21 protein-coding genes are annotated in these 24,080 nt (G+C 62.5%); 13 read left to right on the forward strand and 8 right to left on the reverse strand.

Translation table 11 applies throughout. The features are described from left to right. Positions 1 to 14: 14 nt before the first annotated feature. On the reverse strand, positions 15 to 1,889 hold the full coding sequence (locus QQL79_RS06820) for a peptidylprolyl isomerase (RefSeq protein WP_284389202.1): 1,875 nt from the start codon (positions 1,887 to 1,889) through the stop codon (positions 15 to 17). 122 nt (positions 1,890 to 2,011) lie between these two features. Here QQL79_RS06820 and tpiA point away from each other — a divergent pair, with 122 nt between their 5' ends. The 4 genes from tpiA to QQL79_RS06840 all read left to right on the forward strand — a co-directional run bounded on the left by tpiA (position 2,012) and on the right by QQL79_RS06840 (position 5,339). Further along, the gene (gene tpiA, locus QQL79_RS06825; RefSeq protein ID WP_284389203.1) at positions 2,012 to 2,767 is read left to right on the forward strand and encodes a triose-phosphate isomerase; all 756 of its coding nucleotides are present in this window, start codon (positions 2,012 to 2,014) and stop codon (positions 2,765 to 2,767) included. Between the two features lie 110 nt (positions 2,768 to 2,877). Then, positions 2,878 to 3,408, forward strand: coding sequence for a preprotein translocase subunit SecG (gene secG, locus QQL79_RS06830; RefSeq protein WP_284389205.1), 531 nt, complete (start codon positions 2,878 to 2,880; stop codon positions 3,406 to 3,408). A gap of 111 nt (positions 3,409 to 3,519) precedes the next feature. Further along, positions 3,520 to 5,148: a CTP synthase gene (gene pyrG, locus QQL79_RS06835; RefSeq protein WP_284389206.1), complete on the forward strand. Its 1,629-nt coding sequence runs from the start codon at positions 3,520 to 3,522 to the stop codon at positions 5,146 to 5,148. 8 nt (positions 5,149 to 5,156) lie between these two features. Further along, entirely contained in the window at positions 5,157 to 5,339 is a 183-nt protein-coding gene (locus QQL79_RS06840; RefSeq protein ID WP_284389210.1) for a DUF4169 family protein, read from the forward strand. Between the two features lie 3 nt (positions 5,340 to 5,342). On the opposite strand, the gene QQL79_RS06845 is transcribed toward QQL79_RS06840, so the two are convergent. Further along, positions 5,343 to 6,344: a serine hydrolase domain-containing protein gene (locus tag QQL79_RS06845; RefSeq protein WP_284389212.1), complete on the reverse strand. Its 1,002-nt coding sequence runs from the start codon at positions 6,342 to 6,344 to the stop codon at positions 5,343 to 5,345. 274 nt (positions 6,345 to 6,618) lie between these two features. On the opposite strand from QQL79_RS06845, the gene QQL79_RS06850 reads away from it, so the two are divergent. The 9 genes from QQL79_RS06850 (at position 6,619) to QQL79_RS06890 (ending at position 17,771) form a co-directional block, all read left to right on the forward strand. Continuing rightward, the gene (locus QQL79_RS06850; protein WP_284389214.1) at positions 6,619 to 7,677 is read left to right on the forward strand and encodes a LacI family DNA-binding transcriptional regulator; all 1,059 of its coding nucleotides are present in this window, start codon (positions 6,619 to 6,621) and stop codon (positions 7,675 to 7,677) included. A gap of 2 nt (positions 7,678 to 7,679) precedes the next feature. Then, complete coding sequence (locus QQL79_RS06855; protein ID WP_284389219.1) at positions 7,680 to 8,666, forward strand: ABC transporter permease; 987 nt, start codon at positions 7,680 to 7,682, stop codon at positions 8,664 to 8,666. Further along, positions 8,666 to 9,565, forward strand: coding sequence for a carbohydrate ABC transporter permease (locus QQL79_RS06860; RefSeq protein WP_284389222.1), 900 nt, complete (start codon positions 8,666 to 8,668; stop codon positions 9,563 to 9,565). Before QQL79_RS06855 ends, QQL79_RS06860 begins: the two co-directional genes overlap by 1 nt. Before the next feature lie 184 nt (positions 9,566 to 9,749). Next, entirely contained in the window at positions 9,750 to 11,156 is a 1,407-nt protein-coding gene (locus QQL79_RS06865; RefSeq protein WP_284389223.1) for an extracellular solute-binding protein, read from the forward strand. Between the two features lie 162 nt (positions 11,157 to 11,318). Then, positions 11,319 to 12,482 carry an ADP-ribosylglycohydrolase family protein gene (locus tag QQL79_RS06870; protein ID WP_284389225.1) on the forward strand — a complete coding sequence of 388 codons (1,164 nt, stop codon included), beginning with the start codon at positions 11,319 to 11,321 and terminating at the stop codon, positions 12,480 to 12,482. An 11-nt stretch (positions 12,483 to 12,493) separates the two neighbouring features. Further along, the gene (locus QQL79_RS06875) at positions 12,494 to 14,593 is read left to right on the forward strand and encodes an ADP-ribosylglycohydrolase family protein (RefSeq protein ID WP_284389227.1); all 2,100 of its coding nucleotides are present in this window, start codon (positions 12,494 to 12,496) and stop codon (positions 14,591 to 14,593) included. Between the two features lie 87 nt (positions 14,594 to 14,680). After that, entirely contained in the window at positions 14,681 to 15,739 is a 1,059-nt protein-coding gene (locus QQL79_RS06880) for an ABC transporter ATP-binding protein (RefSeq protein WP_284389229.1), read from the forward strand. Continuing rightward, positions 15,739 to 16,950 carry a CaiB/BaiF CoA transferase family protein gene (locus QQL79_RS06885; protein ID WP_284389231.1) on the forward strand — a complete coding sequence of 404 codons (1,212 nt, stop codon included), beginning with the start codon at positions 15,739 to 15,741 and terminating at the stop codon, positions 16,948 to 16,950. The genes QQL79_RS06880 and QQL79_RS06885 overlap by 1 nt, the downstream gene beginning before the upstream one ends. Further along, on the forward strand, positions 16,947 to 17,771 hold the full coding sequence (locus QQL79_RS06890) for an HpcH/HpaI aldolase/citrate lyase family protein (RefSeq protein WP_284389233.1): 825 nt from the start codon (positions 16,947 to 16,949) through the stop codon (positions 17,769 to 17,771). Before QQL79_RS06885 ends, QQL79_RS06890 begins: the two co-directional genes overlap by 4 nt. 221 nt (positions 17,772 to 17,992) lie before the next feature. On the opposite strand, the gene QQL79_RS06895 is transcribed toward QQL79_RS06890, so the two are convergent. The 6 genes from QQL79_RS06895 to QQL79_RS06920 all read right to left on the reverse strand — a co-directional run bounded on the left by QQL79_RS06895 (position 17,993) and on the right by QQL79_RS06920 (position 23,948). After that, positions 17,993 to 18,784: a DUF1684 domain-containing protein gene (locus QQL79_RS06895; RefSeq protein ID WP_284389235.1), complete on the reverse strand. Its 792-nt coding sequence runs from the start codon at positions 18,782 to 18,784 to the stop codon at positions 17,993 to 17,995. A gap of 11 nt (positions 18,785 to 18,795) precedes the next feature. Next, the gene (locus QQL79_RS06900) at positions 18,796 to 19,542 is read right to left on the reverse strand and encodes an ABC transporter ATP-binding protein (protein ID WP_284389236.1); all 747 of its coding nucleotides are present in this window, start codon (positions 19,540 to 19,542) and stop codon (positions 18,796 to 18,798) included. Beyond that, positions 19,539 to 20,348: an ATP-binding cassette domain-containing protein gene (locus QQL79_RS06905; protein WP_284389238.1), complete on the reverse strand. Its 810-nt coding sequence runs from the start codon at positions 20,346 to 20,348 to the stop codon at positions 19,539 to 19,541. Before QQL79_RS06905 ends, QQL79_RS06900 begins: the two co-directional genes overlap by 4 nt. Next, entirely contained in the window at positions 20,345 to 21,193 is an 849-nt protein-coding gene (locus QQL79_RS06910) for an ABC transporter permease (RefSeq protein WP_284389240.1), read from the reverse strand. The genes QQL79_RS06905 and QQL79_RS06910 overlap by 4 nt, the downstream gene beginning before the upstream one ends. Then, positions 21,190 to 22,137, reverse strand: a complete 948-nt coding sequence (locus tag QQL79_RS06915) for an ABC transporter permease (RefSeq protein ID WP_284392830.1) — start codon at positions 22,135 to 22,137, stop codon at positions 21,190 to 21,192. Before QQL79_RS06915 ends, QQL79_RS06910 begins: the two co-directional genes overlap by 4 nt. A 317-nt stretch (positions 22,138 to 22,454) precedes the next feature. Continuing rightward, positions 22,455 to 23,948 (reverse strand): ABC transporter substrate-binding protein, encoded by a 1,494-nt coding sequence (locus tag QQL79_RS06920; RefSeq protein WP_284389243.1) that lies wholly within the window; start codon positions 23,946 to 23,948, stop codon positions 22,455 to 22,457. Positions 23,949 to 24,080 lie beyond the last annotated feature (132 nt).

Here is a 24,080-nt window from a genome sequence, read left to right on the forward strand (position 1 = left end):
TTAGGCCGGCGGCTCTATTGCGCGCCGGTGAGAAGTGAAAGCGATTGCTCGAGAGCCTGCTGGTTGACGCGCAGGCCGGCCTCGTCGCGTACGGCGGCTACGAAATCGCCATAGATGCCGATGCGCACTTCGTTTTCGAGGCTCGCATTGGCCTGTTCGGCAAGATTGCCTTCGGCAGGCGTCACGCCGGTAACTTGGAACACGATGTGCTCGCCGCTATTGCTGACAACGGAGCCATGATGGCTTTCGCCGCCGGCAAAGGCCGCGGAGGCGACAGTCTGGTCAATCGTCTGATCCTGCGAACCAAAGCGCGTGAATTGCGTGCTGAGCTGCGGAAACACCCCCAGGGAAGCGGCGACATCGGCGATAGCCTCACCGGCGTCGAGGCGCTTGACCGCGGCCTCCTGGGCCTCTGCAATAGCAGCATTGGTGCGTTCGGTGGTAAGGGCGGTCGTGACCTGATCGCGCACTTCGTCGAGCGTTTGATCCCGGGCGGGCTCGATCTTGAGCAGGTCAAACCAGAGATTGGCATTGCCTGCCAACTGGGTCGCCGGGGTCAGTTTACCCTGCTCGGCCTTGAAGATGGCCTGGGTGACGCGCGGGCGATCCGTGTCGTTGAGATCGGGGACGACCGAAAGCTCGCTGCCACCGGCAGTAACATTGGCCTCGTAGAGATCAAGGTTGAACCGTGCGGCAATGTCGGTCAGCGGCTGGAAGGCGGCGCGCAATTCTTCAACCTGGTCGAGGACGTCGGCCACTTCATTGCGTGCTTCGGCCAGAGCCAGGGTCTGCGAAATCTGGTCGCGTGCCTCTGCCAGAGTCGGCTCGCGGGCCGCTTCAACAACGGATACGTGGACTGCGCGCTTGCCGGCAACGCCGTCGATGATGGCAAAGCCACCCTGGGGCAGGCCAAAGGCGGCAGTTGCAAGGGCGGTGTCGGTAATATTGGCCTGTGCCAGCGTACCAAGGTCGGTGGGCGTCAGGCCGGCCGTGGTCACCAGCGTTTCGAAGGGCGTTCCGGCAGTCTGTCCGGCCTCGAAGGCGGTGACCTGTTCGGCATTGAGCACGACCTGCTGGATAGTCCGGCGCTCCGGCGTCACCAGGCTGGCCTTAGTGCGCTCATACTCGGCAGCAATGGTGTCGTCGGCAATGGTCTTGGTCTTGGCAAGCGTTGCTGGCGACAGCTCCAGCATCTGCACGGTACGAGTCTCGACGGTGCGGAACTCGGTCTGATGCTCGGTGAGATAGGCAGCCAGCTCTTCCTCGGTCGGGGCGGCAGGCGTTTCGATATTGGTGTCGCCGATGACGAAATAGTCCATTGTGCGCTGGTCGGCGGCATAGCGATTGACTAGGCTGGACGCTGTGGCGGGGAGCTTGGTGTCGCCAAACAGCGAGAGCACAAGCTGCTGGCGTTCGGCGGCCTTGGCCTGGTCAGAGAAATATTCGGCCTCCGTCAGCCCGCTCATCTGCAGCACCTGGCTAAAGGCGGCAGGATCGAAATTGCCGAGCGTGCCGGCAAAGGATGGATCCTCGCGCAACATCTCGCTCAGCTTCTGTTCGGAGACCCCGAGACCAAAACTGGAGGCCATCTGGTCGAGGGCAGCGTCCTGTGCCAGGCTCTGCAGCACCATGGATGGAATACCGAGGCTGACGGCTTCCTGGGCAGTTGGAACCGAACCCAACCGCTGTGCCACCTGGTTCATCTGGCTTTGATAGGCGCGCAGGAATTGCCGCGAATTGATTTCTTCGTTGCCGACCCGTGCAACGGTATTGGTGCCCAGATCGGTGATGACGTTGTTGATGCCGAAGCCGGCTACGCCCACCAAAAGAAATGCACCCATGACCTTACCGGGCCATGATTTTGCAAAACCGCGCAAACTATCGAGCATGTCAGACGTTCCATAACGCGTATCTAGGCTTTACCGCAGGAGCGGGAGGGCACTAGTAATCCAATTTGACGTTCGGGGTTAGGGCAAAGCCCGCTCTGGTGCAAGAGGCAGGAGTATTAAGAGTGACAACGACACTGACGCCGCTGATCGCGGGTAACTGGAAAATGAACGGTGGCCGCGCTTCGCTGGACGAGCTGCAGAGCCTCGCCGACATGCTGACAACCGGTGAAGCGCCGCGCGCAGTAGTGGTCGTTTGTCCGCCCGCAACCATTCTTGCCGCCGTCGCCCGGCAGGGCGCCAGCAGCGGGATTCTGGCCGGCGGACAGGATTGTCATGCAGCGGCATCGGGCGCGCATACCGGCGATATCGCCGCTGGGATGCTGGCCGATGCCGGGGCGCAATATGTCATTGTTGGCCATTCCGAACGCCGCGCGGCGTATGCCGAAACCGATGCCGACGTGCGCGCCAAGGCCGAGGCGGCCATCGGGGCAGGGCTCAAGCCCATCATCTGCGTGGGGGAAATCGAAGCCGAACGTGATAGCGGCAATGCGGAAACGGTGGTTGCCGCCCAACTGGCTGGCTCGATTCCCGATCATGCCGGCCAGCACGAGGTGATTGTGGCCTATGAGCCGGTCTGGGCCATTGGCACCGGCCGTACGCCGACGGGGGAGGAAATTGCGCAGATGCACGGGCGCATCCGCGCCATTCTCGCTGATCGCTTCGGCGAGAAGGGCGCGGCCATCCGCATTCTTTATGGCGGCTCGCTCAAGCCGCAGAATGCGCGCGAGATTTTGGCCATCGATAATGTGAATGGCGGGCTTGTAGGCGGCGCCAGCCTCTTGGCAAAGGACTTCTACACCATTATCTCCGCCGTATAGCGGGCGCGAGACGCTTGAGGCCGGCCGGAAATTCTCCCCGGCCTCTGGCAATTGCGGCACGAGGCGTGTAAGACGCGCCATCTTTTGACACGACCTGAAACTGAGACACGATGGCGAACGTCCTGATTGTTGCCTATCTGCTGATCGTCCTGGCGCTGATTGCAGTCATTCTGCTGCAGCGCTCCGAGGGCGGTGCGCTGGGCATTGGCGGGGGCAGCGGCGGCTTTATGACCGCGCGCGGCTCGGCCAACCTTTTGACCCGGACCACGGCGATTCTGGCGACCCTCTTTTTTGCGACGGCGATCGGCCTGACCATTCTCAGCGAACTCGATCGCGGTACCTCGGGTATTCTTGAGCGTGCGGTGCAGGGCACCGATCAGGCCGCGCCGACCAGCGTGCTGGATGCCCTTAATTCCCTCCAGGGCGGTGCGCCTTCGGATCTGCCGGTTCCGGCGACCGACCCAACGGCCCCGGCGGGCTCTGACCCGGTTACCCAGGATATCGGCACCGTAGCTCCGGCCACTGATGCCGCGCCTGCCGCGGAGCCTTCGACTACCCCTGACGCGACGAGCGACCTGCCGGTGCCTCAGGCTCCGGCGGCGACGCCGACGCAAACGCCCGCCGCTCCGGCGAGCAACTAACCGCCGCAAGGCGCAACGACAGAGGGGGATGGAAACATCCCCTTCTTCTTTTTGTGTAGAGCCCAACAGAGACTCTACGAATCGACGACGATGTGATTAAGGTGAACGCCCATGGCTCGGTACATATTCATCACCGGAGGCGTGGTCTCCTCATTGGGTAAAGGTCTTGCATCGGCGGCGCTTGGCGCGGTCCTGCAAGCGCGTGGTTATAAGGTTCGGCTGCGCAAGCTCGATCCTTACCTCAATGTGGACCCCGGCACGATGTCGCCCACCCAGCACGGTGAGGTGTTCGTCACCGACGACGGCGCCGAGACCGATCTGGATTTGGGGCATTATGAGCGCTTTACCGGCCGGGCGGCCAATAAGCGCGATAACATCACCACCGGTCGCATCTATTCCGATATCCTGGCCAAGGAGCGCAAGGGCGAGTATCTGGGCGCCACGGTGCAGGTCATTCCCCACGTCACCGACGCGATCAAGAATTTCGTCATCGAAGGCAATGAAGAGTTCGATTTCGTGCTGGTCGAAATCGGCGGCACAGTCGGCGACATCGAGGGCCTGCCGTTCTTCGAGGCGATCCGCCAGCTTGGCAACGATCTGCCGCGCGGTCACGCTGCCTACCTGCATCTGACGCTGATGCCCTATATTCCTTCGGCGGGTGAGCTCAAGACCAAGCCGACCCAGCACTCGGTCAAGGAGCTGCGCTCGATCGGTATCGCGCCGGACGTGCTGCTGGTGCGCTGCGATCGCCCGATCCCCGAGGGCGAGAAGAAGAAGCTATCCCTGTTCTGTAACGTGCGCGAAAGCGCGGTCATTCAGGGCCTCGACGTGGCCTCGATCTATGATGTGCCGTTGGCCTATCACAAGGAAGGGCTGGATCGCGAAATCCTGGCTGCCTTCGGCATTACCGATGCGCCCGAGCCGGATCTGTCGGCCTGGGACGAAGTTTCCGGTCGTCTTCACAACCCCGAAGGCGAGGTCAATATCGCCATTGTGGGCAAATATACCGGCCTCAAGGATGCCTATAAGTCGCTGAGCGAAGCGCTGGCGCATGGCGGGATTGCCAACAAGGTCAAGGTCAACCTGCAGTGGATCGATAGCGAGGTCTTCGAGCGCGACGATCCGGCGCCGTATCTGGAACATGTGCACGGCATTCTGGTGCCCGGCGGGTTCGGCGAGCGCGGTTCGGCCGGCAAGATCGAGGCGGCGCGCTTTGCCCGCGTCAAGGACGTGCCCTATTTCGGCATTTGCTTTGGCATGCAGATGGCTTGTGTCGAAGCGGCCCGCAATACCGCTGGGATCAAGAATGCCTCGTCCACCGAATTCGGCCCGACCAAGGAGCCGATCGTTGGCATGATGACCGAGTGGGTGAAGGGCAACGACACCGAAAAGCGCGGTTCCGAAGGCGATCTGGGCGGTACGATGCGGCTGGGCGCCTATCCGGCGCAGCTGACGCGCGGCAGCCGTGTGGCCGATATTTATGGCTCCACCCGCATTTCCGAGCGTCATCGCCACCGCTACGAAGTCAATATGGACTATCGCAAGCTGCTCGAGAAAAACGGCCTGCTGTTCTCCGGCGTGTCGCCCGATGGCAAGCTGCCCGAGATTGTCGAGCGCACCGATCACCCGTGGTTTATCGGCGTGCAGTTCCACCCAGAGTTGAAATCCAAGCCGTTTGAGCCGCATCCGCTGTTCGCCAGCTTCATTGCAGCGGCGATGGATCAGAGCCGGTTGGTCTAAGGCTGGCCATGGCGGAGATCGTCTCGCTGTCCAAAGCCCGCAAGGCTAAGGCCCGCGCTGCCAAGGAAGCGCAGGCGGTCGAGAACCGGGTCAAGTTCGGTCGGACCAAGGCCGAAAAGGCGCTAGCCGAGGCCGAGAAGGCGTTAGTGGACAAGCGGGCCGATGCCCATAAGCGGGACGAGGACGAGTAGCTTCTATTCCTCATCGCGGATGGCGGCGATGATTTCGGCTAACAGGGCATGTAGATCATCGCGGTGGCCACTATTGGCGGCGCCGGTGGTTTCGTCCGAGGTCATCACGACGGTCAGGTCCAGCGCGGGTACGATGTAGAGCATCTGGCCGCCGAAACCCCAGGCAAAGCGGGTGTCTTCGCCGCCGATGCTGCGCAGGAACCAGCCATAGCCGTAATTGTCGCCGGTGCGGATGGATCGCGTGTGCGGAGACCAGGACTGGTCGATCCAGGCTTGGGAAATGACGCGCGTGCCATCGGGGGCGAGGCCGCCATTGCGGTAGAGTTCGCCGAAGGCCAGGAGCGATCGCGGGCTCATGGCCATCTGGTTGCCGCCCAGATAGATGCCCTGCGGGTCGCGATCCCAGCTGGCAATGGCGAAGCCGGGGACCGCGCCGAGCCATTCGCGGGCATTTTCCAGGGTGGAGCGTCCGGTTTGCTGGGTGAGGATGGCTGACAACAGGTGGCTGGAGCCGGTGGAATAGAGCATGCCGGCGCCCGGATCATCGGCGAAAGGGCGGGCGAGGGCGGCGCGGACCCAATTGTCGCTGGCGACCCAGCGGCCGTAATTGACGCCGGAGGTGGGTTCGAGGCCAGCCCGCATGGTCAGTAAATTGCCGATGGTGATGTCGTCGATGCGGGGATTGGCATTGGAGGGGAGGTCAGCGCGCAGGATTGGTGCGATTGTCTGGTCGGTGCCTTCGAGGATACCTCGTTCGATGGCGATGCCGACTAGGGCAGAAATGATTGTTTTTGAAGCCGATTTTATGTTGGTCGGGGCGTCCAGACGGTGGCCGTTATAACCGCGCTCGGCGATGATTTCGCCCTCCAGTGAGACGATCACGGTTTCCAGTGGTTCGAGCCGCTGGGCATCGTCCAGCACCTCGACCAGAGGCGTGGTTTCCTGGGCGAAAACCGGGGTGGCAAGCAAGATCGATGAGGCGAGGGCGAGGCTGCGAAAGAGCATCGGCAATCCTTTGGCGATGGTGCGACGAAATCACGATTGGGGTGTTAGCACTAGGCATCTTGTTGTGAATGCGGGGTGGGAAGCTGACCGCGTATCTGCGGTGAGGCAATCTGCCAAGCAGTGCGTGCAGGATTGTGGCGCCGGCATCACATTGATTTTAATGGCGTTTTTTGGTTTGCCAGGATTGTGCCATAAAGTATTTGACTTGAGTGCAAATCGCGGTAACGTTCCCATCGTATGAAATGGCCCATTAGAAGCCATTTGGGATGGGTTTATGAATAGCAGCCGCAATCGACGGCCGACCATCATTGATGTGGCAGAGCGCGCCGGCGTGTCCAAGAGCACGGCGGCGCGGGCGCTTGCCGGCTCGGGCAATATCAATGACGAGACACGCGAGCGGGTTTTGCGCGCGGCGGCGGCGACGGGCTATGAGCGCAACCACTTAGCGGTGGGCATGCGTTCGGGCCGTTCGGGCATGCTGGGGCTGGTCATTCCCGATATCACCAATCCGTTCTGGGGTGAGGTGGCGCGTGGCGCGCAGGACCGGGCGGCGGAGAGCGGCGCGTCGCTGCTGGTTTTTTCGTCGGACTGGGATGCGGCCAAGGAAGCCACGCATGTTGGCACGCTGCGGCGGGCGCGGGTGGATGGCGCGATCATCAATCCGGTGGCTGATAATTTCGATGATCATCATCGTTTTGGGCTGCCATTCGTGTTTATCGGATCGAGCGCCGAGCGGTTTGCTGATATATCCAGCGTTGGCTCGGATATCACTCAGGCGGTTCGCCTGGGGATGGATCATCTTGTTTCCAAAGGACATTTTGCGCCGAGCTTTATCGTTGGGCCAAAGTCGCGACTGGCGCGGGCGCGGTTTTTGCGGGCGGTGCATGAGCATTGCGTGGAGCGCGATATCGACCCCGGTATATTGGCCATGGAAGATGGCGAATACACTGTCGAGGGCGGGCGCCAGGCGATGCGGCGGCTGCTGGAGCGGCCGCATGTGGGGCATGTCTGCGTGTTTGCGGCCAATGACATGATGGCGCTGGGTGCCATGATGGCCGTGCGGGAGGCGGGGCTGAATTGTCCGGCCGATGTGTCGATCATCGGTTTTGACGGCATTCCGTCGGGCGAATTTGCCTGGCCGGGGCTGACCACGATTGCCAAGCCAGGCCGGGAGATCGGCGTGCGGGCGGTGGAGCAGCTTTTCGACGAAATCGAACACCGGCCCGAACATGGCCGGGTCTATATGCCGTGCCGGCTGATAGAGCGAGGTTCACTCGCCGATCTGTCGGTGCCAACCCCGAAGCGCGCTGCGACGGGGGCAGGGAGGGTCTGATTATGGTTGCACGACAAGAGCAGCAGCTTGCCGCGACGGCTAGTAATGGGAACGTTCCCGTAGCTGAATCGGCTAACAGACTGTTACCCTCGACAGCAAATTTCGGCGCCAAAGTGCGGCAATGGTGGCCCTATTACGCCATGATGGCGCCGGGCATCATTTTCTTCGTGCTGTTCCACTATCTGCCGATCTGGGAAGCCAAGATTGCGTTTGAGCAGGTGCGGATCATTCCGCCCAATATCTGGGTCGGCATCAAGCATTTCCAGGTGCTGTTCACCTCGCCGGTGTTCTGGCAGGTGCTGGTCAATACGCTCATCATTTCCGGCATGAAAATGGCCTTCGTGTTTCCGGTGCCGATCATCGTGGCGCTGATGTTGAACGAGGTGCGGAGCGGCTCGCTACGCAAGTTCATCCAGTCGGCGGTGTATCTGCCGCACTTTTTGAGCTGGGTGGTGATCGCGGGCGTGTTCATTGCGGCGCTGTCGCCGAGCAATGGCGTGGTCAACGACATTACCGGGTTCTTTGGCGGGCAGCCGAAATCCTACATGACCGATACCGGCGCGATCCGCTGGGTGCTGGTGTTTTCGGAAATGTGGCGCTCGGCGGGGTGGGATAGCCTGCTCTATCTGGCGGCGATCATCGCGATCGATCAGGCGCTGTATGACGCGGCTGAGATGGACGGGGCCAATCGCTGGCAGAAGATCCTTTATGTGACCATTCCGGGGATCGTGCCGACCATTGCCACGCTGTTCATTCTCAATGCCGGCATGTTCCTCAGCGCCGACCTCAACCAGGTCATCAACTTCTCCAACGACGTGGTGCGCAGCCAGATCGATATCGTTGACACCTATGTCTACCGCATCGGCTTGCAGACCGGGGAATACTCGCTGGCGACGGCGGCGGGCCTGTTCAAGGCCGTGCTGGGCATGTTGCTGATCCTGCTGGCGCATCTGTTTTCCAAACGACTGACTGGCAAGGGAGTCTGGTGATGGCCGCCAATAATCGCCGCACCCCGCTCGAGCGCGTGGAATATGCGATCATCGTTTCGACACTGCTGTTGCTGGTGGTGGTGACAGTGCAGCCGCTGCTGAATCTACTGGCGGTGTCGCTGTCTGATCCGGCCAAGCTGCCGGGGATGAGCGGCATGGAAGTGCTGCCGCGCGGGCTATCGTTCGATGTGTGGAGCCTGTTGATCAACCACCCCAATGTGCGGGCCGGGTTGCTCAATTCGATCCTGATCACCGGGGTTGGCACGCTGCTCAATATCATTTTCACCGCGCTGATGGCCTGGGGGCTGTCGCGGCCGGGCCTGCCGGGGCGGCGGATATTGTTCATCATGGTGCTGGTCACCATCGTGTTCGACCCCGGCATTATCCCGGACTATTTCGTCAACAAGCGGCTGGGGCTGCTGGATAGCTATTGGTCGGTGATCCTCTTCAAGCTGGTCAATGCCTGGTATCTGATCATCCTGATCCGGTTCTTCGAGGAAATTCCGCAGGAATTGCTCGATGCGGCCGAGCTGGACGGCTCCAACGCGTTCCAGACCTTTTGGTATGTGGTGCTGCCGCTGGCCAAGCCGGCGCTGGCGACGATCACCCTGTTCTACATCGTCTTCCACTGGAACGAGTTTTTCCGGGCGATGATCTACATCACCGACCAGGGCAAGTGGCCGCTGCAGGTGGTGCTCCGGCAATTCGTGATTGGCGGAGACAAGCTGGCCATTGTCGGGGTGGACGCGGCCAATAATTACACCGGGGCCAGCCAGATCGACCTGCGGGCGCTCAAGGCCGGAATGATCATTCTGACCATTGTGCCGATCCTGGTGATTTACCCGCTGATTTTGAAGTTCTTCACCAAGGGGACGATGTCGGGGGCGTTGAAGGGATGACTTTTCGTCACCACCACGCGCCAATCCCCTTCTGCGGAGTCATTCCCGCGAAAGCGGGAACCCCTGTTTTCTTGCTTCGGATACCGGAAACGGAGGTTCCCGCTTTCGCGGGAATGACACCGTGAAAATAGACGGATCCGTCGGCCCAAACATCTAACAACCAAAACACTAGGAGGAGACTGCAATGCTTATGAGGAAACTGCTGCTGGCGACGACTGCGCTGGCTTTTGCCATGGCGCCGGCATTTGCCGAGCCGGTGGTGATCCGGATGGTCAGCAAGGATCTGGTGTCGACCAATCCGCCCGATGTGAAGCATATCGAGCGGATCGAGGCGGCGATGGCAGCCAAGGGCACCGAGATCGATATTCAGATCGTTGATCTGCCCAGCTCCGGCTATGCCGATGCGCTGAGCGTCATGCTGCTCTCGGGCGATATTCCGGACCTGATCTATTTCCAGGGTGGCGATGCCAAGATGGTGGAGCAGGGGATTCTCGAAGACCTGACGCCCTGGATCGAGAAATCGCCGAATCTCAAGGCCGCGCTTTATCCGCATAATGCGGAGCGGTTGGCCAATTACCCCTACCTGCTTTACGTCTATCCGCCGCGGATGCCGCAGCCGGTGATCCGCAAGGATTGGCTGGAAAAGTCAGGCCTGCCGGCGCCGCAGACGGTCGAGGACTATGTCGCGCTGTTCACGGCCATCAAGGATGGCGACTTCGACGGCGACGGGGTGGCCAATACCTATGGCGTGACCACGGCTGACAATACCAATGAGCTGGATTCCATCTTCAACCAGGCTTTTGGCGTGACCGGAAGCTGGATGAAGAATGAGGCCGGCGAGTGGGTCAATGCCCGCATCACGACCCAGGAACGCGACAAGATCGCTTTCTACGCTTCGCTGCGCGAGCAGGGCCTGTTCGACCCCGAATACATCACGTCCAAATTCGATGTGAAGGAGGACAAGTTCTATACCGGCCGGGCCGGCGTGATCTTTGGGTCGTCGGCTGAGGTCATCGACATTTATGGCGGCAAGATGCGCCAGGTGCATCCGGGCACCGAGCTCGTGCTGCTCGCCCCTCCCGGCGGACCGGCAGGGCAGGGCAATCAGGCCATCGACGTGTCCAAGGAAGCGCGTGGCTTTGCCATGTCGTCGCTCTCCGAGCACAAGGAGACGGTGATGGCGCTGCTCGACTTCATGGCGAGCCCGGAAGGCCAATTGCTCGACCGCCTCGGCTTTGAAGGCGAGGAATATACCAAGTCGGGCGACACCTACACGATGACCGACAAGATCGCGACCTGGTATGCGCGGTTCTTTGCCTCCGCCAATTGGACGCCGCCGACCCCCTGGATGAGCACGGCCGCGCAGGCCTCGCTGAAGCAGGTGTCGGACAATTTCAAGCCGGACAATGCGTTTGTGTTCCCCGCTGACTATGCGGCGGACCTGGATGCGACCGAGAGCGTCTATCGGGCTTGGGTCTACAAGTTCATTTCCGGGGAAGCCGGGATGGACCAGTGGCCCGCCTATGTCGCGGAGTGGGAAGCGGCGGGCGGGAGCCGGCTGAATGAGTATGCGCGGACTGTGTTGAAGTAGGCGATTGAGTAACGACACAGGGACCCCCACCCCTCGATCCCTCCCCTCAAGGGGGAGGGAAGCAACGGAGCCGCAAATACGGTGTCGTTGCAGGCACTCCCTCCCCCTTGAGGGGAGGGCCGGGGTGGGGGTCGTTTGGTCAAAAGTGAAAGTCGAATGAGAATGCCAAATTCCCTTCGCGGTCGGGTCCGCGCCATGTTGCACGGCATTGCCCTGGGCGATGCGCTTGGCGCGCCGGTGGAGAAGCTGTCGGCGGCCGATATTCGCCAGCGCTATGGCCGCGTGACCTCGCTCAAGACGCGCTGGCACAAGATGGATTGGGCGCCCGAGGCGCGTAATCATCGGGTGCGTGGGGACGGCATTGTCACCGACGACACGCTGATGACGCTGGCGCTGATGGATATCTATGGCGATACCAAGCGGCATCTGGATGCCTGGGACATGGCGGACGGCATGGTGCGGGAGATTGCCTGGAAGCCGCGCTGGGTGCCGGAATTGCAGCGTGAGGCGATGTTGATCGACCGGCTGTTTTATCCTGAGAAGTGGATTTTTCAGCGGCATCAGCTGAGTTCGTGCGACCCGCGCCAGGGCGGGATCGGGAACATGGTGAATTGTGGGGCGGCTATGTATATCGCGCCGATTGGCGTGGTGCATGCGGCCGATCCCAAGGCCGCCTATGACGAGGCGATTGGCTTTGCCGCGGGGCATCAGGAGAGTTTTGGGCTGGAAGCGGCCGGAGTGATGGCGGCGGCAGTGGCGGCGGCTTTCGTGCCTGATACCAGCATTGAGGCCATTGTCGAGGCGGCGATTGGTGTGGCCAAGGACGGAACGCGCAACGCCATTGTGGAGATTGCCGGGATTGCGCGGGACTTGCGCGGCACCGGGGCGAGCCACGAGGCAGTGTGCGACGCGTTTCATGCGGCCATCGCCAAATATTCGCCCATGGGGGACGATGTGAACCACAGCCCCGAGCGGGTGGGGCGGCTGAGCGATGCCTATCGGCCGTCGCGGCTCAATGCGATCGAGGAGCTGCCGCTGGCGCTGGGCTTTTGCCTACTCAATGACGGGGCGTTCCGGGTGTCGATCGAGGACGGGATCAATTCGGGGCGGGATACGGATTCCATCGGCGTGATGGCCGGGGCGATCCTGGGGGCGCTGCATGGTGAAAGCGTCATTCTGCCCGAAGACCGGGCGCTGCTCGATAGCGCCAATCGGCTCGATCTGACTGCATCGGCCGATGCCTTTACCGCGGTGGCCAAGACCATTCTGACCGCCGACCACCAAGCCGCCGAATCGCGCCAGCGCGCCCGCCTTACTCTTGTTTGAAAGACTTTCCGATGCTCTCTGAAATCCAAATCCTTGAAAAAATCTATGCCGGCTTTATCGGCAAGGCCATTGGCGTGCGCCTGGGCGCGCCCGTGGAGCCGACCATCTGGAGCTATGAGCGCATCCAGAAGACTTATGGCGAGGTGACGCAATATCTGCGCGATTTCAAGAACTTTGCGGCCGATGATGATACCAATGGGCCGGTCTATTTCATCCGGGCGCTGCGCGATTATGGGCTCAATGCGACGGCGGCGGATGTCGGCAAGACGTGGCTCAATTATGCCGCTGAAGAGCATGGCATGTATTGGTGGGGCGGGTTTGGCGTTTCGACCGAGCATACGGCCTATCGCAATCTGCGGGCTGGGATATCAGCGCCGCAGTCGGGGTCGATTGCGCAGAATGGGACGACTGTGGCCGAGCAGATCGGCGGGCAGATTTTCATCGATAGCTGGGGCTGGGTGAACCCGGGCAATCCGCAGAAGGCGGCCGATATGTCGGCCATGGCGGCATCGGTGGCGCATGATGGCGACGGGCTCAATGGCGCGCGGTTCTGCGCGGCGGCGATCGCGGCGGCGTTTGAGGCCAGCTCGATTGACGAGATCATCGCCACGGCGATGGCGACCATTGACGCAGGCTCGACCTATGCGCGGGTTTGCCAGGCAGTGATTGACTTCCACAAGGCCAATCCCGATGACTGGCGGGCTTGCCGCGACATGCTGACGGCGGAATGGGGTTATGACCGCTATCCCGGCGTTTGCCACATCATTCCCAATGCGGGCGTGACCATTATGTCGATCCTTTATGGCAAGGGCGACCTGCCGCGCACGGTCGAGATTGCGACCATGGCGGGCTGGGATACGGACTGCAATGCGGGCAATGCAGGCGCGATTGTCGGCACGTTCGAGGGGCTGCAGCCGGGCTGGGACAAATATCGCAAGCCGATCAATGATTTCCTGGTGGCTTCGGGCATTGTGGGCTCGATCAACATTGTCGATATCCCGAGCTTTGCGCGGGAATTGACGGTGCTGGCGCTGCAATTGGCGGGGCGTGATGTGCCGGCGCTGTGGCTGGAAGACATGACGCGGCGCGGCGTGCGGTTCGATTTCGATCTGCCGGGGGCGACGCATGGTTTCCGCACCGAGGGGTTCAACCAGATCACGCTCAAGGGCGGGACGGAGCGGCACACCGAAGACTCGCGCGGGTCGCTGGAAATCCAGCTCGACCGGCTGGAGCGCGGGCAGGGCGGCCGGGTGTTCTGGAAACCCTTCTATCGCCGGGCCGATTTTGACGATGAGCGCTATCGCCCGATGTTCTCGCCGGTGCTCGATGCCGGGCAGGTTGTGAGCTTCAAGGTGTGGCTCGATCCGTGGAATGGCGACGGCAATCTGCGGATTGCGCCCTATGTCCGCCGGACGATGAGCGGGGCCATCGAGGAGACGGGGGCGTGGCATGTGCCATCGGCCGAGGGCTGGCAGGAGATCAGCTTTGTGGTGCCGGAAGGCGATGAGGCGATCGATGAGGTGGGTATCTCCATCGAGTATTTCGGGCGGCTGAAGTTCCTTGGGCGGTTGTTCCTGGCCGATTTCCAGATCGGCGGAGCGGGCAAGACGGTGATCGAGCCGGCGCGGGAAGTGCAGGAACTGGGCGCTATCACGCGCTTCACCTGGAACCGGGGGCATTGGACCAAGTCGGGTGACCGCATTCAGGGACATACGGCGACGGACGCGGATCTGTGGACCGGGCATTATTATGCGCGGGACCTGAGCGTAACCGCTGATGTGCAGCGCCTGTCGGGCATTTCGCAGCTGGTGACGGCGCGGGTGCAGGGCACGGGGCGGTTCTATGCGGCCGGGTTCGAGGGCGATGAGGTGGTGATCCTCCGCGAGGATTTCGGCAGCACCGTGCTGGCGCGGGCGCCGTTCAAGATCGAGACCGGCAAGAGCTATTCGTTTGAGTTTACGCTCAAGGGGGATCGGCTGAGCTTTGCCGTCGATGGCAAGGTGCTGATTGAGGCGAAGGACGCCAGCTACGCTTATGGCATGACGGGTATTCGGCTTGCGAGCGCGGGGCGGATTGGCGTTGGCCGGATTGAGATCGTCGAGACGGCGTAGGCCGCAAACGAGGGGAAAGGCCCCCTCACCCGATGCTGCGCATCGACCTCTCCCCCAAAGGGAGAGGTGAAGAGGAAGGAGACCAGAATGTCTGAAATCGAACTGAAGCATGTGGGCAAGAACTATGGCCAGGTCAGCGTGCTCAATGACATTTCTCTGGAAATGGGGAACGGCGAATTTGTCGTGCTGGTCGGGCCTTCCGGCTGCGGGAAATCGACTTTGTTGCGCATGATTGCCGGGCTTGAGGACATTACCTCTGGGCAGATCACCATTGGCGGCAAGGTGGTCAACAATATGCCGGCCAAGGAGCGGGACCTGGCCATGGTGTTCCAGAATTATGCGCTCTATCCGCATATGAAAGTGGCCGACAATATGAGCTTTGCGCTCAAGCTCGCCGGGGTGCCCAAGGCGGAAATCAAGAAGCGGGTGGATGAAGCCGCTGAGATTTTGGGGCTGGAAAAGCTGATCGACCGGTTGCCGCGCGAGCTATCGGGCGGGCAGCGGCAGCGCGTGGCGATGGGGCGGGCGATCGTGCGCAATCCACGGGCGTTTTTGTTCGATGAGCCGCTATCGAACCTCGATGCCAAGTTGCGCGTGAAGATGCGCGGCGAGATCAAGCGGCTGCATCAGCGGCTGGGCAAGACGACGATTTATGTGACGCATGACCAGACCGAGGCCATGACCATGGCCGACAAGATCGTGGTGCTGAATGGTGGCAAGATCGAGCAGGCCGGAGCGCCGCTGGAACTCTATAACAATCCGGTGAACCTGTTTGTCGCGAGCTTTATTGGGTCGCCCGAAATCAATCTGTTTGAGGCGGTTTACCAGGGCGGCACGGATCTGGCGCTGAAGAATGGCGTGAAATTGCCCTTGGGGACGGCGCTGGATGTGCCGGTGGGGACGCAGATCGTTTATGGCGTGCGGCCGCAGCATATTACGCTGGGTGAGGCTGGTGTGCCGGCGACGGTCGTGGTGGTCGAGCCGACGGGGGATGCGCAGGAAGTGCTGGCGCGGATTGGGGATGAGGACATTTCCATTGTGGTGCGGGACCATGCGCTGCTGAGCCCGGATGAGAAGGTGCACCTGCGGATTGATCCGGAGCGGTTGTTGATTTTTGACAAGAACAGCGGATTGCGGCTGCGCTGATGCACGGTCAGCCTAAGACATTTGACCCTTCCGCCACTGGGCCGCTCGATGGCATTCGGGTGCTTGATCTGTCGCGGTTGATGGCGGGGAATATGCTCAGCCTGCAGCTGGCGGATTTTGGGGCCGATGTCATCAAGATCGAGGGGCATGATGGCGATCCGTTGCGGGACTGGAAGGATGACGGGCATTCGCTGTTCTGGAAGACCTATGGGCGCAATAAGCGTTCGGTGGCGTTGAATCTGCGGCATGGGCCGGCCATGGCGGCGCTGTGGGCGCTGGTCGGTGGGGCCGACGTGTTTATCGAGAATTACCGGCCGGGGACGCTTGAGGCCATGGGGCTGGCGCCGGAGGCGTTGCTTGAGCGCAATCCTGATCTGATCATTGTGCGGATTTCGGGCTTTGGGCAGACCGGGCCTTATGCCCAATTGCCGGGCTTTGGCACGATTGTCGAGGCGATGAGCGGATTTGCCGACCGGACGGGATTTCCGGATCGGGAGCCGGTGCTGCCGCCGTTGGCGCTGGCCGACATGATTGCGGGGATTTATGGGGCGTCGGCCACGACCATGGCGCTTTATGCGCGGCAACGGGGGCGGGCGCGGGGGCAGGTGATTGATCTGTCGCTGCTGGAGCCGATGTTTTCGGTGTTGGGGCCGGAGGCGGCTATTCATGCGGTGACAGGCAAGATCAAGCAGCGGGTGGGCAGTGCGTCCAATACGGCCTCGCCGCGCAATGTCTATCGCTGCGCCGATGGGAAATATCTGGCGCTGTCGGGTTCGACGCCGGCTGTGGCGCGGCGGATTTTCGAGATTATCGGGCGCGGGGACATGAATGACGATCCGCGCTTTGCCAGTAATTCGGACCGGGTGAGGAACCGGGCGCTGGTGGACGAGGCGATTGGCGGGTGGTTTGCTGGGCGCCACAGCGGGGATGCGCTTGATATCATGCGCAAATCGGGGGCGACCGTGGGCCCGATCTTCAATATTGCCGATGCTATGGCGGACCCGCATTTCGATGAGCGCGAAATCATCGTTGATGTCGAGGATGCAGAATTCGGTACGCTGCCGATGCATGACATCGTGCCGCGCATGTCGGGTACGCCAGGGGTGTGGCGGCGGCCGGCGCCGGGGCTGGGTGAGCATACGCGCGAGGTGTTGGGCGAGGCCGGGCTTGACGCTGGGCAGATCGCGGCGGCGATGGAGACGGGGGCATGATCCGCTCGTTGCTCTATGTGCCGGCGAGTTCGGAGCGGTTTATCGCCAAGGCACATGAGCGTGGGGCCGATGCGATTATTTTGGACCTCGAGGACGCTGTGGTGGCGGCTGACAAGGCCGACGCGCGGGCGCGGCTGGCTGAGGCGGTGCCTGCGGTGGGACGGAATGGCGCCAAGGTGTTTGTGCGGATCAATGCTGATCCGGCGCTGATGCTTGAGGACGCGGAAGCGGCGTGCCGGGCGGGGGCATTCGGGCTTTACGTGCCCAAGGTGGAGGACCCCGAGACGCTACGCGAGTTGGCGGCGCGGCTGCATCCGCTGGAAGTGTCGCTGCGGCGGGATGAGCTGACTTTTGTGCCGCTGATTGAGAGCCCGGCGGCGGTGCTCGAGGCGCGGGGAATCGCGCGGGCGGCGCGGGTGCTTGCGCTGAGCGTTGGCGGGGAGGACCTGGCATTTTTGCTGGGGGCGCAGCCGGTGCCGGAGGTGCTGAAATTTCCCAAGCTGATGGTGCATTACGCGGCCAAGGCCGAGGGGCGGCTGTCGTTTGGGCTGCTGCCGTCTACGGCGGATTATGCGGATACGGAAGCATTGGCCGAGGCGGCGCGCGAGGCGCGGATGCATGGGTTTGATGGGGCCAGTTGTGTGCATCCGTCGGTGGTGGCGGTGCTGAATGCGGCGTTTGCGCCGAGTGCAGCGGAGCTGGATTGGGCGCGGCGGGTGGTTGAGGCCGCGGCGCGGGATGAGGGCGCGTTTGTGGTGGATGGGAGGATGGTGGATGCGCCGGTGATTGCGCGGGCGCGGGGGATTTTGGGGAATCCCTGAGCATTGAACGAACCGCCGGTCATTCCCCCGAAAGCGGGAACTCCTGTTTTCTTTCTTTGTATCCCAAACGGAGGTTCCCGCTTTCGCGGGAATGACACCGTGGGTTGGCCTGCATTGGTGTCGGTGCTGGGCGCAGCACCCCCACCCTCAATCCCTCCCCTCTAGGGGGAGGGAGGTCTGCTTTTTCGCGTAGACGAAAAAGCTGGGATTGGGGCTCTCCGCTAGTGGCTGTCCTTCAACCGCTTTTCGCCGGCTTCGATGCGGAAGGGCAGAACATTTTCCGGCGGCGGCAATGGGCAGACGGCGTGTTCGGTGAAGGCGCAGGGTGGGTTGATGGCTTTGTTGAAGTCGAGGACGATGGTTTTGTCGGTGACGTCTTCGCCATAGAGGAAGCGCGAGGCGGGGTAGGTGGAATCCTTGGAGGTCGGGTCGCGCAGCACGAATTGGGGGGATTGCGGGGTGCCGTGGGTGGCGATCAGCTCGTAGGTTTTGCCGTCATGGGTGAAGACGGCCTTGTGGGTGGCCTCGATATCGGTGGGGATGGATTTGGTGGTGTCCACCGTCATGCCCTTGGGGGTGGCAAAGGGCACCCAATCGGCCACGATGCGCCATTCGGGCTGGGCCGGGAAATAATCGATGCCGGGGAAGCGGGCGGGCTCGGGCGAGGCGGTGTCGCGGATGCGCAGGGCGTTTTCGCCGTTGAGCGTGGTGATTTCGAGCAGCAGGGAGCCCGCGGTGAAGCGCGGGGGATGGTGCTTGTCGAGCTTGATGGCTTGGGGCGCGCCGCCATCAGCAGGGGTATAGGTGACCTTGCCGTCGGGGGCTTGCGTGATGGCGCCGACATGGGCGGGGCCGGCGGAGAGGACGATGTCGTTATCCGCAGCGGTGCCGACTGTGACCGTGCCTTCGGCGAGCCAGAAGCGGCCGATAATGTTGAGCCAGCCATCGGCAGCGGTGAGATTGGCGAGGCGCTTGGCCTTCCAGGCGTCGAGGGCGGTGAGATAATCGGACATTTTGCGTTCCTTCAGGCAGGCATGCGCGGCACGCTGTTGAGCAGCCGCTGCGTATATGGGTGTTGCGGATTGGCAAGAATAGAGGCGGTGGCGCCGGCTTCCACGATCCGGCCTTTTTCGAGGATAACGATCTTTTGGCAGAGGGTGGCGACGACGCCCAGATCGTGCGAGACGAAGACCAAGGTCATCTGCTCGCTGAGGCTTTTGAGCAGATCGACGATGCGGATGCGGGTGGAGAGATCGAGCGCGCTGACGGCTTCGTCGGCCAAGAGGAGGCTGGGGCCGGCGACGATGGCGCGGGCGATGGCGATGCGCTGGCGCTGGCCGCCGGAGAATTCGTGGGGGTAACGGCCAAGGATATTGCGTTCGAGGCCGACCGAGGCGAGGGCGTCGGACACCATCTGGCGGTGGTCGCCGGGGATGCACAGCGCGCGCAGGGGTTCGGAGACGATGGAGAGCACGGTCTGGCGCGGATCGAGGGAGGAATAGGGGTCTTGAAAGACCACCTGCACCTGGCGGCGATAATCGCGCATGAAGCGGGGGTTGCGCGGATCGAGCGGGGTGCCGTTGAAGGTGATGGAGCCGCTGGAGGGGCGGGTGAGGCCGAGCAGTAGGCGCAGCAGGGTGGTTTTGCCGGAGCCGGATTCCCCGACGAGGCCAATACTGTCGCCGGGCTCGATGGTAAGGGAGACGCCGTCGAGTACGCGTTTGCTGGCAGTGTAGCCGAAGGTGACGTCCTGGACGCTGAGGAGGCTCATGGTTGGGCTCCCAGGGCGGCGTCGAAGGCGTGGGCGGCGGCGACGAGGGTGGCGGTGTAATCGTGTTGCGGGCGGGCGAAGATTTCGGCGACGGGGCCGGTTTCAACGATGACGCCACGGCGGAGTACAGCGACGCGATCGACTATGCCGGCGACGACGGGGAGATCGTGGCTGATGAACAGCAGGGCCATGTTGCGCTGGCGGACGAGGCTATCGAGCAGGCGCAGGATTTCGGCCTGGGTGGTGACATCGAGCGCGGTGGTGGGTTCGTCGGCAATCAGCAGATCGGGGCGGCAGGCCAGGGCCATGGCGATAGCGACGCGCTGGCGCTGGCCGCCGGAGATTTCGTGCGGATAGGCGTGGGCGATGCGCTGGGGATCGGGCAGGGCGACATCGGCCATGAGGCCAAGAATGGCTTTGTCGAGGGCGGGGCCGGAGAGCGGGATGCCGTCGCGGGCGGCGCGGCGTTGCAGAGGCTCGGCGATCTGGCGGCCGATGCGCATGAGCGGATCGAGGGCGGTTAGCGGTTCCTGGAAGACCACGGCGACGGCGGTGCCGCGCAGGTGATTGAGCTGGTGGTCGGGGGTGCCGATGACTTGCTGGCCGGCGAGGGTGATGGAGCCGCTGGCTTTGATGCTGGGGGGCAAGAGGCCGGTGGCGGCCATGGCGGTGAGGGATTTGCCGGAGCCGGATTCGCCAATCAGGCCCAGCCGTTCGCCGGGGGCGATGGTCAGGTTGAGGTTGTTGACCAGCGTAGTATCAGCGGTTTCGAGGGTGAGGCCGGTGATGGCGAGGAGAGCGGTCATCGGGCGCGCCTTGTGGGGTCGATGCTGTCGCGCAGGCCATCGGCGAGGAGGTTGATGCCGATCACCAGCGAGACCAGCGCAATGCCGGGGGCGATGGCGCCGATGGGGGCGGTGTAGACTGTGCCCTGGGCTTCCTGCAGCAGGCGGCCCCAGGAGGCGTTGGGCGGCGGCGCGCCGAGGCCGAGATAGGACAAGGATGCTTCGGCGATGACGGCGAGGCCGAATTGCAGCGCGAAACTGACCGCCAGGGTCGGCCAGATATTGGGCAGGATATGGCCGAAGACGATGGCGGGCCAGGACGAGCCGGAGGTGCGGGCGGCGGTGATGTAATCCATCAGCAGGACGCGTTTGGCGAGAATGCGGGTGAGGCGGGCGACGATGGCCGACAGCGCAATGCCGATGGCGATGATGGCGGAGGCCAGGTTTGCCGTGTCGCTGGCGGCGACCACCAGCATGGCAATGAGCAGGGTGGGGAAGGCGATGAGAATATCGAGGGTGGCGGCGAGGGCGTCGTCGAGCAGTTTGCTGGCGAAGGCGGCGAGAATGCCCAGGGTGACACCGAGAGCCGCGCCGATGGCGACGGCGCCGGTGCCCACGATGAGGGCGATGCGCGAGCCGATCATGATCTGGGTGAGGAAATCGCGGCCGAGCCGGTCGGTGCCAGCCCAATGCAGCCAGGATGGGGCTTCCAGGCGCCCGCCGCTCATGCCGGTGGGGTCGTAGGGCGCCCAGACGAGGGTGAGCAGGCCGATGACGATGTGGAGGCCGACGAGCGCCAGGCCCGCCCAAAGGGTGAGGGAGCCGTAGTTGCGGCGCTTGGACGTGATCTGATCGAGCGTGGTCATGGCGTGCCGACTGTCCGGTCGCGCAGGCGCGGGTCGATGAAGCGCTGCAGTAGGTCGGCGGCAAAGCCGATCAGCAGGACGAGGAGGGTGGAGACGAAGAGCACGCCCTGCACGTTTGGATAATCGCGTTGCTGGATGGCGAGGAGGAGCATGGAGCCCAGGCCCGGGAGGCTGAAGACGCGCTCGATGACGACGGCGCCGAGAAAGGTGCTGGCGAGCTCGATCCCTAGAATGGAGATGACCGGGACGGCGCCATTGTGCAGGCCGTGGCGGATCAGGGCTTGCGGGAAGGACGAGCCGAGGGCGCGGGCGGTGCGCAGGTAATCGCTGCCGAGGACGTCGAGGGTGGCGGCGCGCACGTAGCGCAGGACGGAGGCGGCCATGACAAGCGCGATGGTCAGGACGGGCAGGATCATGGCGGTGGCGGCTTCGCTGAAATTGGTCCAGCCGCGCAGCGGGAAGCCGCCTGAGGGCAATAGGCGCAGATTGATGGCGAAAAGCGTAACCAGCAGGATACCGACCCAGAAGACGGGAATGGCGATGCCGAGCTGGGAGACCACGGAAATCAGGCCGCCATACCAGCGGTCGGAGCGGACGGCGGCGATGATGCCGAGGGGGATGGCGAGGGCCAGGGCCAGCAGGAAGCCGAGAAAGGTCAGCGGCAGGGTGACCGACATGCGGTTGCCGATTTCGCTGATGACGGAGGCACGGCTGACGAAGGAGGTGCCGAGGTCGAAGCGGGCGAGATTGCCGATGAAAGAGACGAATTGGGTGTAGAGCGGTTGATCGGAACCGACCTGGCTGCGGGCGGCGGCGATTTGGGCTTCGGTGGCGCCGACGCCGAGCAGGGCATTGGCGGGATCGCCGGGCAGCAGGCGCAGGAGGACGAACAGCACTACGGCCGCGATCAGCAGGGACGCGATGAGAATGACCGAGCGGCGGATCGTGTATGCGAGAATGGGTGTGGCCTCCGAGTCAGTTGGGGCAGGGTAGCGGTTTTGGGGGAGGTGGGCCACTGGGGGATGGGGCGCTGCCACCGTCTTCCCTTCCTACTTGCCTCAATCAACCTCGGTGTCATTCCCGCGAAAGCGGGAACCACCGTTTTGGATGCAGAAGTAAGTAAACAGAGGTTCCCGCTTTCGCGGGAATGACATTGTGGGGGGGGGGGAGGTCGTGGCAGGCTCGTAGATCGGAGTACCCCCTCCTAGCCTCCCCCTGATAGGGGGAGGGACGGTTTGGTGGCTCTCCGGTGCTTCGCCGCTTAGTTCGTCTTCTTGATGTCGTAGGCGAAGAACTGGGAGTTGAGGCCGTTGATCGGGTAGCCGGTGACGTTGGCGGCGGAGACGACGATCTGGGGGTAGAGGTAGAGCCAGTTGCTGGCGGCGTCTTCGGCGATCAGTTTGTTGGCTTCGGTGAGCTTGGCGGTCTGTTCGTCGATCGAGGACGCAGCCTCGGAATCGGCGATCAGCTTGACCACTTCGGGGTTGTTGTAGCCCCAGTAGAAGTCGGGATTGCCGTAGAAGACGATGTCGCGGTGGTTGACGTGCTCCTGCAGCGTCGCCTCGAAATTGTGCTCCTGGTAGATCTTTGTGTACCACTCATTGGCGGTGATGATGTTGATGTTCACCGTCACGCCGATCTTGGCATATTCGGTCTGCAGGAACTGAGCGACCAGCGGGTGCGGATCGTAATCGGGGGTGTCGAGGGTGAAGGTGAAGCCATCGGGATAGCCGGCTTCGGCCAAGAGGGCCTTGGCGCTATCCACATTATAGGCATCAACGCCCGTGAGATCGACATACCACGGATCGGTCGGGGGCACGAAGGAGCCGATCAGCGTGCCGTACTCGCCCCAGATGGAGTTGAGGAGCTTGGCCTTGTCGGTGGCGCGGGCCAGGGCCTTGCGGACCTGGACATTGTCGAAGGGGGCGACGCGGTCGTTATAGGCGAGCAATTCCTTGGTGGTGGAAGCGCCTTCGGTGACGGTGTAGGCGGGGTTGCCCGTGAATTGGGCCAGCGAATCCGGGCTCTGGACCGAGGTAATGACGTCCACGGCGTTGGTCAGCAGCGCATTGTTGAGCGCGGTGGCGTCGGTGAAATAGGTGTAGATCACTTCGCCATTGGTGGGCTTGTCGCCCCAATAGCCGTCGAAACGCGCGAGGGCCAGGGCCGAACCGCGGCGCCAGTCTTCGAGCGTATAGGGGCCGGTGCCGTCTTCGGTGGCGGTGATGTCGGCGGCCGCGTCGTTGACGATCCAGACATAGCTCAGATTGTAGGGCAGGGAGATCGAGCGGGCCGAGAGGGTGATGACCACGGTCTTGTCATCGGGGGTGTCGATGGCGGTGATGGTCGAGAGGCTCTTCTTGCGCGAGCTTTTCGAGGTCTCGGCGGTGACGCGCTCGATGGAATATTTCACATCGGCAGCGGTCAGCGGATCGCCCGAATGGAAGGTGACGCCGTCCTTGAGGGTGAAGGTATAGGTGAGGCCATCGTCGCTGACCTTGTAATCGGCGGCCAGGGCCGGCTCGACGCTGCCCTTGTCGGTGAGCTGGAACAGGGCTTCGTAGACATTGCCGTTGAAGGCTTCATTGATGCCCTGGCCGGCGCCGGCCGTGTTGTCGAGGTTCTGCGGTTCGTAGAGCGAGCCGATGCGGATGGTGGCGTTGGCGTCGAAATCCTGGGCGAAGGCGGCCGGGGTGAAGGCCACGCTGGCGAGAAGGGTAGCGGCCAGCAGAGTGCGGCGCGAAATGAGGGACATGGCTGGAAGCTCCTTGTTTGTCGGCCTGAACGCGGGGTCAGTGCCATCTGGTGAAAGACATATCGCTTGAGGCCAGAAAACTCTACGAAATCAGTAGTCTATCCGTGCTTGCTAGGCATTTGGATCGAAATG

Source organism: Devosia yakushimensis (genome assembly GCF_030159855.1).
Taxonomy (GTDB): domain Bacteria; phylum Pseudomonadota; class Alphaproteobacteria; order Rhizobiales; family Devosiaceae; genus Devosia; species Devosia yakushimensis.

Excerpts from the sequence above, each read along its gene's own strand:
- QQL79_RS06820 (WP_284389202.1), bottom strand. The coding sequence starts at position 1,889 with ATGCTCGATAGTTTGCGCGGTTTTGCAAAATCATGGCCCGGTAAGGTC.
- secG (WP_284389205.1), top strand. The coding sequence starts at position 2,878 with ATGGCGAACGTCCTGATTGTTGCCTATCTGCTGATCGTCCTGGCGCTG.
- pyrG (WP_284389206.1), top strand. The coding sequence starts at position 3,520 with ATGGCTCGGTACATATTCATCACCGGAGGCGTGGTCTCCTCATTGGGT.
- QQL79_RS06840 (WP_284389210.1), top strand. The coding sequence starts at position 5,157 with ATGGCGGAGATCGTCTCGCTGTCCAAAGCCCGCAAGGCTAAGGCCCGC.
- QQL79_RS06845 (WP_284389212.1), bottom strand. The coding sequence starts at position 6,344 with ATGCTCTTTCGCAGCCTCGCCCTCGCCTCATCGATCTTGCTTGCCACC.
- QQL79_RS06850 (WP_284389214.1), top strand. The coding sequence starts at position 6,619 with ATGAATAGCAGCCGCAATCGACGGCCGACCATCATTGATGTGGCAGAG.
- QQL79_RS06855 (WP_284389219.1), top strand. The coding sequence starts at position 7,680 with ATGGTTGCACGACAAGAGCAGCAGCTTGCCGCGACGGCTAGTAATGGG.
- QQL79_RS06860 (WP_284389222.1), top strand. The coding sequence starts at position 8,666 with ATGGCCGCCAATAATCGCCGCACCCCGCTCGAGCGCGTGGAATATGCG.
- QQL79_RS06865 (WP_284389223.1), top strand. The coding sequence starts at position 9,750 with ATGCTTATGAGGAAACTGCTGCTGGCGACGACTGCGCTGGCTTTTGCC.
- QQL79_RS06870 (WP_284389225.1), top strand. The coding sequence starts at position 11,319 with ATGCCAAATTCCCTTCGCGGTCGGGTCCGCGCCATGTTGCACGGCATT.
- QQL79_RS06875 (WP_284389227.1), top strand. The coding sequence starts at position 12,494 with ATGCTCTCTGAAATCCAAATCCTTGAAAAAATCTATGCCGGCTTTATC.
- QQL79_RS06880 (WP_284389229.1), top strand. The coding sequence starts at position 14,681 with ATGTCTGAAATCGAACTGAAGCATGTGGGCAAGAACTATGGCCAGGTC.
- QQL79_RS06885 (WP_284389231.1), top strand. The coding sequence starts at position 15,739 with ATGCACGGTCAGCCTAAGACATTTGACCCTTCCGCCACTGGGCCGCTC.
- QQL79_RS06890 (WP_284389233.1), top strand. The coding sequence starts at position 16,947 with ATGATCCGCTCGTTGCTCTATGTGCCGGCGAGTTCGGAGCGGTTTATC.
- QQL79_RS06895 (WP_284389235.1), bottom strand. The coding sequence starts at position 18,784 with ATGTCCGATTATCTCACCGCCCTCGACGCCTGGAAGGCCAAGCGCCTC.
- QQL79_RS06900 (WP_284389236.1), bottom strand. The coding sequence starts at position 19,542 with ATGAGCCTCCTCAGCGTCCAGGACGTCACCTTCGGCTACACTGCCAGC.
- QQL79_RS06905 (WP_284389238.1), bottom strand. The coding sequence starts at position 20,348 with ATGACCGCTCTCCTCGCCATCACCGGCCTCACCCTCGAAACCGCTGAT.
- QQL79_RS06910 (WP_284389240.1), bottom strand. The coding sequence starts at position 21,193 with ATGACCACGCTCGATCAGATCACGTCCAAGCGCCGCAACTACGGCTCC.
- QQL79_RS06920 (WP_284389243.1), bottom strand. The coding sequence starts at position 23,948 with ATGTCCCTCATTTCGCGCCGCACTCTGCTGGCCGCTACCCTTCTCGCC.